We start from the raw sequence: 12168 nt of genomic DNA on the forward strand, positions 1-12168 counted from the left end.
TTCACCCCAACATCCGCAGGATCAAGAAGATCAGTGGCGCGTAGACGATCTTGGCGATCAGCGCCATCGGGTACACGCTCGCGAAGCCCACCGCCGCCGCGTCACAATCGGCCAGGTTGCTCGCGGCCGCCAGCCCGGGCGGATTCGTCATGCACGCACACAGCGACCCCGCCCCATACAGCACATTCCAGCGCAGCAGCAGGAACATCACCAGCGCCGCCGCCGCGACCGTCACCAGCGTCACCAGCGCGCCAGCAATGAGGATCTGCGGACCGGCATCGCGCAGCACCGGGACGAAGCGCTGCCCAGCCCCGGCCCCCGCCCCCGCCAAGAAAATAATCAGCCCCAACTCGCGGGCAAACTGTTTCACCGCGTGCGGCACATACATCCGCACCGGCCCCGTGTTCCCCCAGTGCCCCAGCCACAACGCCACCAGGAACGCCCCGCCCGCCAGGCCGAGCTGCACCTCCAAACCGCCCGGCAAATGCAGCGGAATCAGCCCCACTGCCGCACCCAGCGCGATCCCCGCCGCGAACGGCACGAGACTGGTTTCATACAGCCGCCGCTCCTCGCGCCCCAACGCCGCGGCCAGCGCGGCGATGTCCTGCCGCTGGCCAACCACGCGCAGGACGTCGCCGGGCTCCAGGCGCAGATCGCCACGCGGCGTGAACTCGACGCTGTCCCGCCGGACGCGGCTGACCACCACGCCGAAGCGTTCCCACACCCCGATCTGCCGCAGCGACTTGCCCAGCACGTCGCGGCGTGAGACGACCAATTGCTCGCTGGTGACGTTGCCGGTCGGGTCGTACATCGACTCCACGACGACATCGCCCAGCAGGGCCTCGAACTTCGCCAGCTCCTCGGGCGTGCCCACCGCCAGCACGACATCACCGAGGTGCAGGGTCGTCTCCGGACGCGCCGGCCCGATCTTGCCCTCATGCTTGACGCGTGCGATGACCGCCCGCGTGACGTGCAAGGCCTGCAGCTCGTCAATCGTCCGGCCGGCGCAGTTGCGATTCGTGATGCGAAACGCGCACTCCTCCAGCGGCGGCCAGCGCGCGGCCTCGGCATTGCGAAACTCCGCCGCCGCCTCGGACGCGCGGACGCGCAGCAGGCGCGGCAGCAATTGAACGACCAGCACGACCGCCGCGACGCTGAACGGATACGCCGCCCCGTAGCCGACCGACGCGATGTTCATGTCCTCCGGCGACACCCGCCGAATCGCGTCCAGGACAGCCGCGAGCGCCGGCGTGCAGGTCGTCGCGCCGCAGTACAGGCCCGCAGCCAGATGCGCCGAGAGCCCCAACGCGCGGGCCAGCAAGATCGTCGCCAGCGCGCCGACCGCGGTCGCGCCGGCCCCGACCAGCAGGAACGCCCCGCCCCGCGTGCGCAGGGTGTCCATGAACCGCGGCCCGGCCTGGAGCCCGACCGCGTAGACGAACAACACCAGCCCCAGCTCGGTCAGCTCGTGCGGCAGCGACCATTCCCAACCACCGAGTGTGACGGCGACGCCCAGGGCGAGCGCCACAAAAAACACACCCGCCGCCCCGAGCGCCACGCCGCGCACGCGCACGGCCCCTACCAGCGATCCCAGGGCGACCACCGTGAACAACATGACGAACGGCGAATCCAGCAAAGCCTTCACGACACGCACCCACACCGGGCAGCGCGCTGAGCGCCCCCCGCCGCCCGGACCGCGCCGCGGCATCGTACCACCGGCCGGCCAGACCGGCGACCGGCGTGCAAGAATCGCTTTGCGACCCGCCGCCCCGGTGCTACCATGCGCGCGTACAGGCACGGTGACGCCCGCCGCTCCGGCAGGCGCATCTGTCACCGCCCTGGCGTACAAAAGGGGCCGATCATGTCCGCATGGAAGAACGGTTTCGTCGCGGTTGCCTGGACGGCGCTCGTCTGCTGCGCTCTCGCGGTCGTCTCGGGTTGCCCCAACACCAATGGCAACAACGGTCAGGACACGACGGATGCCAACTCCCCGGACGGCACGGACGAGCACAACGACAATAATGGCGTCACGCCCGGAACCGGCGGGGAGGTGCCGGCCGGCGGCGTGATCGCCGACCACACCGCCGCCGTGGCCTTTGATGATATCCCCGCCGCCGCCATCGCCGCCGCGCAGGCGGCCTTCCGCATCTTTTACGGCCACACGTCGCATGGCAGCCAGATCGTCACAGGGCTGGAGATGCTGCAGGTCGAGGACGCACGCTACGCGTTCAACACCGGCGCGGACACGCTCACTCTTACAGAAGAGAGCGGCGATCTCGGAGAGAACGGCGACCTCGCGTGGGTGGACGTGACCCGCAACGTGCTCGACGCGCCGGGCAACAACATCAACTTGGTGGCGTGGTCCTGGTGCGGCGGCGTCAGCGGAAACACGACGGAGGGCATCGACGCCTATCTCACGGCCATGGACGCGCTGGAGGCCGACTACCCCGACGTCGTGTTCATCTACATGACCGGCCACCTCGACGGCACAGGGCCGACCGAGAACCTGTACGCGCGCAACAACCAGATCCGCGCCTGGTGCGCTGCCCACGGCAAGGCCCTGTTCGACTTCGCCGACATCGAGAGCTACGACCCCGCCGGGAATTACTACCCCGACGGCTCGGACTGGTGCGAGTGGTGCACAACCTGGTGCGAAGCCCATACCTGCCCGACGTGCATCGAGTGCGCGCACTCGCAGTGCATGAACTGCTATCAGAAGGGCCGGGCGTTCTGGTGGCTGCTGGCGCGACTGGCGGGCTGGAACGGGTAGACCGCGCAGGGCCGCGGCCTAGTCGCCGCCGTCGATCAACGTCACGTTCTTGAATTCCACGGTGCATACGCCGTCCGAGTCGCGCTCCAGGCTGCCGTCCAGCAAGTCGGCCTGGGCCGCGCCGTCCCCGCGCAGATAGGCGTTCAGGAACGCCGTGCTCGCGTCGGCGATGTATGCCGCGTACTGCGGATGGAGCAGCCGGTCGAGCGCCCACGGGCTGCGGTCATCAAACGTGCCGTGCGTCGCGTTCTCCAGCGTGACAAAGTACTGGTCCGGCCCGGGGGAGCGCTCGAAGACCATCTTGCGCAACGTCGGACTGTGCGTGACTGGGTCGACGTCGAGCGTGCCGGCGATCGTCATGCACGGCATCGTGATGGCGTCCCAGGACTGCTCGTCGAGGCCCAGTGAACCCGGGCCAGGCGGCGACAGGGCGACGACGGCCTTCACCCGGGCGTCGGCCAGCTCCGCGTGCGCCGCCGGCAGCCCGGCGACCTGCATGCCGATCAGTTGCAGGGCGGTGTAGGCGCCGAGCGAATGCCCAGCCACGCCGACGCGGTTCCAATCCACCTGCGCACTCAGTTTCGGGTCGGCCGCGACCTGGTCGAGTGCGAACGACACGTCCAGCGGCCGGTCCCAGCGCAGGGAGATCTGTTGCACCGCCTCGTACACAGCCTGGAGAACGATCAATGCTGGGCGCTGTTCGCCGTAGATTACATCCTCATCCGTTTCGGGGTGCGTGACGAAGACCGCCACGTAGCCCTGGCCCGCCCAGTGCCGTCCCAGAAACGTGTAGTGGTCGCGCGAGTTGCCCGTGCCGGGCGAGAACACGAGCAGCGGAAACGGCCCGCCGTCGCTGTCGGGCGCGTAGATACGCACGGGCAACGGGCGCAACCGGCTGACGTCGTACCAGACGTAGGCCTGCTCGCGGACGGCATACGGCCCCGTGCCGGTCGCAGCCGGGTCGTCGAGCCGGGTACAGGAAGACCCCGGGCCGATCAGCAGGGCGGCGGCACACGGAATGGCAAATCGCAATCGGCTACGCATGCGGACGCGCTCGAGTCTTGGTGTCAGAGTATATCGCCCTGAACAACACCCCCCTTCCCGGGCCGGCGCGGATCCGGGCGTCCGAAGCGGGCGCTCCCGGCCACCGCCCGGGGTGCCCGCGGTTTTCTGGACGCGGACGGCCGCAGCCGGCGCTACAAGTCCCGCCCCGTGTCCGCTAAGCTGGTGGTCCGTTGGGCCGAATATGAGGTGCCCATGTTCGATGCACCAGCGTGGGCCGCGCGGCTGCGCGGCGCGGATTGTCCGGTCTGCGGCGCGTCCGGCGCGCGCGAACGCACCTGGCTCGCGGATCTCCCCTCCGGGCGGGTGTTGTTGCAGGACGACGCCGACTTCGCGGGCTATTGCATCCTCTACCACCGGCGACACGTGGCCGAGGTGTTCGACCTCCGTGTGGCCGAGCGCGCTGCCTTCATCGAGGACGTAAGCCGGCTGGCCGCGGCGGTGGCCGCTTGCTGCCGGCCGGGGAAAATCAACTACGCCATCCTGGGCAATGAGGTGCCGCACCTGCACTGCCACGTCGTGCCGCGCTATCCGACGGACGGCTGGTGGGGACAAGCGTTCTCCCTGCGCCCGGCGGCCCAGCGCAAGCCACTGTCGCCCGCCGAGTACGCGCGTCTGCAGCGTGCGCTGCGGGCCGCCCTGACCGGCACCTGAGTGAGCCCCGTCATGTCCGCGACGCCGACCACCGTGCCCGAGCTGCTCGCCCCGGCGGGGGATTGGGACGCGCTGCGGGCCGCGGTTGCCAACGGCGCCGACGGGGTCTATTTCGGCCTGGAGAGCTTTAACGCGCGGCAGCGGGCGCAGAATTTCACGCGCGCCGCCCTCCCGGAGATCATGGCGTACCTGCACGGCCACAACGTCAAGGGCTACGTGGCGTTGAACACGCTGATCTTCTCCGCAGAGCTGCCCCAGGCCGTCGCGTACGCGGAGGCGCTCGCGACAGCCGGGGCCGACGCGGTCATCGTGCAGGACCTGGGGCTCGTGCGACTGCTCCAGCGGGTCGTGCCGACGCTCCCCATCCATGCCTCGACACAAATGACGCAGACCGCGGCCGGCGGGATCGCGTACCTGCAAGCGCTCGGCGTCAGTCGCGTCATCGTGGCGCGCGAGCTTACGCTCGCGGAGCTGACCACGCTGGTCCACGCCAGCCCCCTGCCGCTGGAGGTCTTTGTCCACGGCGCGCTGTGCATCTCGTACAGCGGGCAATGCCTGGCCAGCGAGGCGCTCTGGAGCCGCAGCGCCAACCGCGGCTTGTGCGCCCAGGCCTGCCGCTTGCCGTACCACCTCATCGTGGACGGGCGGCCGCTGGAGCAGAGCCATCGCGAGTATCTCCTCAGTCCGCACGATCTGGCGGCGCATGCTTTGCTGCCCAAACTCGTGGCGCTCGGCATCGCCGCGTTCAAGATTGAAGGGCGGCTCAAGAGTGCCCACTACGTCGCGGCCGCGACGCAGGTCTACCGTGCCGCGCTCGATGCCGCCGTGCAGCGCCGGCCGTTCGTCATTTCGCCCGCGCAGCAAGCCGACCTCACGCAGAGCTTCTCGCGCGGCTTCGGCCACGGCTTCCTGGAGGGCGTCAACCACCAGACGCTCGTGCCCGGCGCGTGCCCGCGTAACCGCGGCGTGTGCGTCGGCACTGTCGTCGCACGCGTCGCGCAGGGCGTGAAGATTGAGCTCACCGACCCACCGCCTGTACCGCCACTGAAGCCGGGCGACGGCGTCGTTTTCGACCCGGGCCACCCCGATCAGAACGAGCAGGGCGGACGGATCTACACGGTCGCGCCGGTGCGGCATGCCCAGCGCGGTGCCGCAATGCAGGTCCTGCTGACTTTCGGCCGCGGCGACGTCAGTCTGGCGGCCCTGCGCAACGGCTGCCGCGTGTGGCGCACCGATGACCCCACGCTCCGGCGGAAACTGGAGACCAGCTTCGGCCGTGATGTGGTCGTCCGACGCGTGCCAATCCACGTGCGCATCGAAGCTGCCGCGGGCCAGGTGCTCGCCGTGACGGTGCGCGACGAAGCCGGGCGGACAGCGCGCGTGTGCTCGGATGCCGCGCTCGAACCCGCACGCAGGCATTCGCTGACGGTGGGGCTGATTCGCGAGCAGTTCGCGCGGCTGGGCGATACGCCGTTCGCGCTCGGCGAGGTCGAATTGCAGGGCCCGGAAGGTGCGACGGATTCCGTGCCGGTCATGGCGCCGAAGAGCGTGCTGAACCAATTGCGCCGCCGGGCCGTGGAAGAACTGGGCGCGCTCCGCGCCGCAGCGGCCCGCCACCCAATTGCGGAACCACGTGCGCTGGAGCAGCTCCGGCAAGCAGCCGCGGCACTGCTCGTGACGCCACCAGCGTCAAGCACGCAGCCCCGACTGCACGTGCTGGTCCGCGACGGCGAGCAATTCGCGGCGGTGTGTGCGTGGTCGCCGCCGTCCACGGCGCTCGCACGCGGGACGCTCTATTGCGACTTCGAGAGCACCGGCGACTATGGACGGGCAGTGGCCGCGGGTCGTGCCGCGGGCTGGCCGGTCGGTCTGGCGACCGCGCGCATTGTCATGCCGAGTGAGGAAGGCGACATCGAGCAATTGGCCCAATTTGCACCCGACGCCGTGCTCGTGCGGAACCTTACCGCACTACGGCACCTGCGACAGCACGCCGGATCCCTCCGGCTGATCGGCGATTACGCGCTGAACATCGCGAACGAGATCGCCGCGGCAGAGTTGTGCGCGGGCGGTCTCAGCCGCATCACGCCCAGCTACGACCTGAACTGGCCGCGGCTCGCCGACCTGCTCGCGCGCATCCCCGCCGATGCGTGCGAGGTCGTCATCCACCAGCATATCCCGCTCTTCCACACGCGGCATTGCCTCTTCGCCGCCAGCCTCTCCGATGGCACGCGCTGCGGCGACTGCGGCTGGCATTGCCGGAGCCACGCGCTGCACCTGCGCGACCGCGTGGGCATGTGGCACCCCGTGCTGCGTGACCCGGAGGGCCGCAACACGGTGTTCCATGCCGCCGTCCAATCCGCCGCCGAACTCGTTCCGGACATGCGCCGCCGCGGCGTGCGACACTTCCGCGTCGAGTTCCTCCGCGAGCCGGCTGCGCGGTGTCGCGGTGTGCTGGACCTTTACGCAGCGCTGGTCACAGGCGAGGATGAGCCGGCAGCGGTGCTCCGCCGGCTGCATGCGCTGTGTCCCGCGGGGCTGGGGCGCGGCGCGTGGGCTGCGACGGCCGAGCGGACGGAGACAGACTGACGGAGGGCGGCGAGTTGACCGTGATCGACGTTCCGGCGCCGCACCCGCCTGACCTGACCGCACCGCCGACCGCAGCCAGGCTCGACGCCGCCAGCACCGCCGTCGTGAAGACCTTTTATGCCACTGCCACGTTCTGGCTGCTGATTGCCAGCGCGCTGGGCTTCATCGTCTCGATCAAGCTGCACACGCCCGGCTTCCTGGCCGGCTCAGCGTACTTGACGTTCGGCCGCCTGCGCCCGGCACACGTGAACACCGCTCTCTACGGCTGGGCCGGCCTGGCGGGCATCGGCACATTGCTCTGGATGCAGTCCCGGCTGTGCGGCGTGCGACTCCCGTTTCCCGGGTTGCTGATCGCCGGCGGCGTGCTCTGGAACGTCGCTGTGGCCGGCGGGACGCTGGCAATCCTGTGCGGCGCCGGCACCGGCGTGGAATATCTCGAGTTTCCGTACGTCTGGTCACTGGTCTTCGCCGCGGTTCTCGGGCTCATCGTCGTCGCATCGCTCACCATGCTGGCGGCGCGAACCACCCGCCCGCTCTACGTGTCGCAGTGGTACATCCTGGCAGCGGTGCTCTGGTTCCCCGTGTTGTACCTGCTGGCCAACCAGGTCATCCACGGCGGCGTCACGCGCGGGATCCCCGCCGCCACCGCGAACTGGTGGTTCGCGCACAACCTGCTCGGCCTCTGGTTCACGCCGCTCGCGCTGGCGACCGCGTTCTACCTGTTCCCGGTCCTGCGCGGCGCGCCCCTGTATAGCCACGCGCTGTCGCTGTTCGGCTTCTGGACGCTCGCGATCTTCTACAATTGGGCGGGCATGCACCATCTGATCGGCGGCCCGGTCCCGCAGTGGCTTATCACCGTCAGCGTGGTCGGCAGCGTGCTGATGCTGATCCCGGTCATCGCCGTGAGCGTCAACCTGCACGGCACACTGCGCGGCGGCTTCGCGCTGCTGCGCGCGAACATTGCACTGCGGTTCATCGTCTGCGGCGCGCTGGGCTATACGGTCGTCAGCGTCCAGGGCGCCATTCAGGCCCTCCGCTCGGTCAACGAAGTCACGCACTTCACGCACTACACGGTCGGACACGCTCACCTGGGGCTCTACGCGTTCTTCACGCTGACCATGTTCGGCGCCATGTACGCCAGCCTCGCGCGCCTCGGTCCGCGTCCACCGCTCATGCCCCAGCTCATGCGCCTCCATTTCTGGACGTGCACGGTCGGCGTCGCTTTTTTCTGGGGCGCACTCACCATCGGCGGCCTCATCCAGGGCACCCAGATGAATGACGCCGACGTGCCGTTTCCGGCCATCGTCGCCGCGACCTTGCCGTACCTGGGGGCGCGGAGCATCGCCGCGTATCTGCTGCTGCTCGCGCACCTCATCTTCGCGGTCCTGTTGATCGGCCTGCTCCGCCGCGCACGCCCGGCCAGGGAAGTCCGCCCATGATCCGCGTCACGCAGGTTTACCCGGCCGCCTTGCTCACAGCGCTTGCCGCCTTCGCTGGGCTGGTCGCCATCCCGCAGGTGCAACTTGCCGGCCTGATCCCGGTCGAGGACGAGCTGGGCGACCTGCGCCCCTTCGATCCCGGCGGGCGCGAGCTGGTCGGACGCCGCGCGTACATCAGCCTTGGCTGCGTGTATTGCCACACACAGCAGCTCCGACCGGCCGGCTGCGGCGCGGACATCGAGCGTGGCTGGGGCGCAAGGCGGACCGTGGCCCGCGACTATATCCATGATCAGCCGCCACTGCTGGGCACGCTCCGCACCGGACCAGACCTGGCCGACATCGGCAGCCGCCAGCCGAGCGCCGCATGGCACTACCTCCACCTGCTCGACCCGCAGCGGGCCACGCCCGGCTCGATCATGCCTCCGCACGCATTCCTGTTCCGCCCGCAGGCACCCGATCAGGCGCGGTCGTTGGGCACGCTCGCCATACCTGGACCGCGCAAGCAGGAACCATCGCAGTGGCTCCCAACCGACGAAGGTGCGGCGCTCGTGGCCTACCTGCTCAGCCTGCGCTGCGACTACGACGTGCCGGAGGTCGGTCCGTGAGCAGCACACCCGCCGAGCACGAACTGCGAACCGGGCACGCGGCGCTGCCGCGCGGCGTAGTGGGCTGCGCGCTGGTCTTACTGGGCTGGGGCGCGTGGTATGCCGCTACACACGTGGCCGGCTTCCGCGGCGACGTACACGACGCCGACCCGGCGGCGGCGGACAGCCGGCGGCCACCGGCGACTTCGCTGGTCCTTGGCCGGCGATACTACCGCTCCTGTGCGGGATGCCACCAGCCCGATGGTCAGGGCGTGCCGGGAACGTATCCGCCACTCGCGGACTCGGAATGGGTCCGTGGCGATCCGGACGTGCTGACGCGCATGGTTCTGCACGGCGTGCAGGGGCCACTTGTCGTCCGCGGCGTCACCTATGATGCATGGATGCCGCCGTGGTCCGGCCTGCCCGACGAGCGGGTCGCGGCCGTGCTCACGTTCATCCGAGCGGAGTGGGGCGCCGGCGCGGGTCCGCTCGATGCCGAACAAGTGGCAGCGATCCGGCAGCAATACGCTGACCGGCGCCGTCCATGGACTGCCGACGAACTGGGCGGGCGCGCCCATCGTGACGGAACGCGGTGCCCCGGTGTTCAGTTGCCGATAACTAATGTTGCACAAGCGACACGCGCCAGTCGTTTTCGGGTCTGCGGTATTGACTTGAAGCGTGGCGGCGAGTAGAACCGATATCGGCGGAAAGAAGTGCGCGCCTGGGATTGGGACTCAATCGGTGCCATCCGGTGCGGGCTAAGCAGCCTTGGTGGACGCTCCGCCATTAGTGGTTTGTAACAGGTCGGTGCGTTACGCTGCGGAAGTATTTTGTATTGCAAGCGTGGCCCGCGAATCGGAACCCGCGCAGCCTGTCCGGGGGGACACGCGGCTGTTTGCGCGGTGCGGCGCAATCGCGCACAGGCGCGCGGGCGCCGGCTCAACTTGCGCGCAGAAACTCCCGAATACACCGTTGCCCTGAGTGCGAAAGTCCCGCGCTGGCAGGGCCCCATAATCGATGGACTTCGACGCCACCACGCGGCCTGCGTCTCTGCCCGGTGAGTTCCGGGCCGGTCCGCGCAGTGGCTTGGCCGTCTGGAGCTGTCTGGTAGTCGGCTGCGAACTTGATGGAGGACACGCAATCATGAAGAGACTCGGTGTGTTTTGTACCATGCTCCTGGTGTGCAGCGTCGGGCTGGCCCAGGACGCAATGCTGAGCAATGTGGCCCCGGCCGGCGCCGGCAGTTTTGCGGCCCGGCCAACCCCCTCGCCCACTAACAACCTGATCGGTTACATGGCCGACGACATCGACGCGCTCGTCGTGCCCGTCGTGACGGGCGAGAGCTTTGCGGAGCGCGCCGGCGAGGATTGCCCCACCGGCTCCATCTGCGGCCAGGATATCGGCGCCTGTGGAACGTCCCAGTGGTTCTTCTACTCGGATATCCAGTTCTGCAATCCGGCGCCATCGCCCTGTATCCGCGTGCGCTGCGAGAACTTCCCGCCGCCGAGCGTGACGATCAACAAGCCGATCGGCATCATCACCTGGCGCGGCGTGTATGTGGACGACGCCTCGAACGGCTGCACGAAGTCGCAGCACCTCTTCCGCATCCGCTTCTACAGCGACAACGCGGGCGCGCCCAACACGGCCAGCCCGGTTTACACCGAGAACCTCGTCGCCACCGCCGTCGACACCGGGGAGACCGTGACCTTCGCGACGGTCCCCGCGACCCTGTGGCAGTTCACCGCCGTTCTGACCACCCCGGTCAACCTGACGACCGGCTGGTTCTCGATCTGCGGCGACGGCACCCCCGGCTGCTATCACCTCTGGGAAGGCTCCAACGAGGGCGACAACAAGTTCTACCAGTGGTATGAAGTCGGCGGCACGGTCCCTGGACCCGCCGTCACCGCGCAGTGCGACCTCGGCTACTGCTTCGGCGAGAAAATCGTCGGCGCCTGCTGCGATGACCGCACCGGCGAGTGCCTCAACAACGCGGCCCAGCTCTACTGCGACGGCATCGGCGGTCGCTTCGTCCAGAACGGGACTTGCGGCGCGCTCAGCCCGGCCTGCGGTCAGGCTCTGGGCGCTTGCTGCGGCGACGACGGTTCGTGCAACGTGACGATCTTCGCGGATTGCGAAACCACCCAGCCGCCGGAGCCGTGCTACGGCGACCTCAACTGCGATGGGCAGGTCAGCTTCGCGGACATCAACCCGTTCGTGCTGTATCTATCGAACAACCCCGTCTGGGTCGTGACGTACCCCGGCTGCGATCCGCAGAACGGCGACATCAACGGGGACAACACCTTCCCGTCCTTCGGCGACATCAACGCCTTCGTCACGCTGTTGAGCACCAACTCCCTGCCGATCATCTGCCCGGGCGCCCGCACCCAGGGCAACGTCTGGGCTGGTTGGGGCACCACCTGCGATCCGTGGCCGACCGGCGGCTGCTGCACCGTGGTCATCCCCTCCGGCGCCGTGCTCGAGAACGAGCCGGATGATTGCGCCGCCGACGTCTTCAACGGCGGCTGCAATCTCGATACGCCGCTCTTCTCACCGATCACCGTCGGCACGACCGTCTACGGCGAGGCCGCGACGTTCGATAACACGCGTGACATGGACTGGTATCGCTTCACGGTCGGCGGCGCCTCGCCGGTGACTATCAGCGTGGCCGTCGAGGCCGAGTTCGACCCGGTCATCTTCCTGATCCGCGAAGGCCCGGCCGGCGCCAATGACTGCGACGGCTCGCGTGACGTGGCCGCCCCGGTCGCCGGCACCAAGTGCGTGCTCACCACGCTGACCAGCCGCTGCGTGCCTCCGGGCACGTACTACGCGGTGGTCGCGCCGGCGACGTTCTCCGGCATCCGCTGCGCGGAAGATTACAAGGTCACCGTGACGACCGCGGGTTGCGAGCCCTGCACGCTGGCGGCTTGCCCGGCGGGCTCCTATGTTGAGAACTCCACGTGCGACCAGGATCCGGATCCGAACGGCGGCTGCAACTCGACGCCGTACGCCTTCGAAACCCTGCCCTACACGCTGGGCACGCCCTTCACCGTCTGCGGCACCATCTGGGCCAACG

At 68.9% G+C, this 12168-nt stretch carries 9 protein-coding genes; 7 read left to right on the forward strand and 2 right to left on the reverse strand.

The features are described from left to right. Nucleotide 1: 1 nt before the first annotated feature. A complete protein-coding gene (locus KA383_13820) occupies nt 2-1645 on the reverse strand; it encodes a hypothetical protein (GenBank protein ID MBP7747194.1) in 1644 nt (547 codons plus the stop codon). A gap of 216 nt (nt 1646-1861) precedes the next feature. Between KA383_13820 and KA383_13825 the strand changes: the two genes are divergently transcribed. Continuing rightward, complete coding sequence (locus KA383_13825) at nt 1862-2770, forward strand: hypothetical protein (GenBank protein MBP7747195.1); 909 nt, start codon at nt 1862-1864, stop codon at nt 2768-2770. 18 nt (nt 2771-2788) lie between these two features. Here the strand turns inward: KA383_13825 and KA383_13830 are convergent, their stop codons facing one another. Then, nucleotides 2789-3814, reverse strand: coding sequence for a hypothetical protein (locus KA383_13830; GenBank protein MBP7747196.1), 1026 nt, complete (start codon nt 3812-3814; stop codon nt 2789-2791). 213 nt (nt 3815-4027) lie between these two features. Here KA383_13830 and KA383_13835 point away from each other — a divergent pair, with 213 nt between their 5' ends. The 6 genes from KA383_13835 to KA383_13860 form a co-directional block, all read left to right on the forward strand. Further along, nucleotides 4028-4486, forward strand: coding sequence for an HIT family protein (locus KA383_13835; GenBank protein ID MBP7747197.1), 459 nt, complete (start codon nt 4028-4030; stop codon nt 4484-4486). A 12-nt stretch (nt 4487-4498) separates the two neighbouring features. Continuing rightward, nucleotides 4499-7072 carry a U32 family peptidase gene (locus KA383_13840; GenBank protein ID MBP7747198.1) on the forward strand — a complete coding sequence of 858 codons (2574 nt, stop codon included), beginning with the start codon at nt 4499-4501 and terminating at the stop codon, nt 7070-7072. A gap of 20 nt (nt 7073-7092) precedes the next feature. After that, complete coding sequence (locus tag KA383_13845; protein ID MBP7747199.1) at nt 7093-8511, forward strand: cbb3-type cytochrome c oxidase subunit I; 1419 nt, start codon at nt 7093-7095, stop codon at nt 8509-8511. Continuing rightward, nucleotides 8508-9116, forward strand: a complete 609-nt coding sequence (locus KA383_13850) for a cbb3-type cytochrome c oxidase subunit II (GenBank protein ID MBP7747200.1) — start codon at nt 8508-8510, stop codon at nt 9114-9116. Before KA383_13845 ends, KA383_13850 begins: the two co-directional genes overlap by 4 nt. Beyond that, nucleotides 9113-9787, forward strand: a complete 675-nt coding sequence (locus KA383_13855) for a cytochrome c (GenBank protein ID MBP7747201.1) — start codon at nt 9113-9115, stop codon at nt 9785-9787. The genes KA383_13850 and KA383_13855 overlap by 4 nt, the downstream gene beginning before the upstream one ends. A gap of 451 nt (nt 9788-10238) precedes the next feature. Further along, nucleotides 10239-12168: hypothetical protein (locus KA383_13860; GenBank protein ID MBP7747202.1), on the forward strand; the 1930-nt coding region annotated here is incomplete at its 3' end.

The organism is Phycisphaerae bacterium, from assembly GCA_017999985.1.
Taxonomy (GTDB): Bacteria; Planctomycetota; Phycisphaerae; order UBA1845; family Fen-1342; genus JAGNKU01.

Bases quoted from the DNA above. Each gene is read 5' to 3' on its own strand.
- KA383_13840 (MBP7747198.1), top strand. From the start codon at position 4,499: ATGTCCGCGACGCCGACCACCGTGCCCGAGCTGCTCGCCCCGGCGGGG.
- KA383_13830 (MBP7747196.1), bottom strand. From the start codon at position 3,814: ATGCGTAGCCGATTGCGATTTGCCATTCCGTGTGCCGCCGCCCTGCTG.
- KA383_13825 (MBP7747195.1), top strand. From the start codon at position 1,862: ATGTCCGCATGGAAGAACGGTTTCGTCGCGGTTGCCTGGACGGCGCTC.
- KA383_13835 (MBP7747197.1), top strand. From the start codon at position 4,028: ATGTTCGATGCACCAGCGTGGGCCGCGCGGCTGCGCGGCGCGGATTGT.
- KA383_13850 (MBP7747200.1), top strand. From the start codon at position 8,508: ATGATCCGCGTCACGCAGGTTTACCCGGCCGCCTTGCTCACAGCGCTT.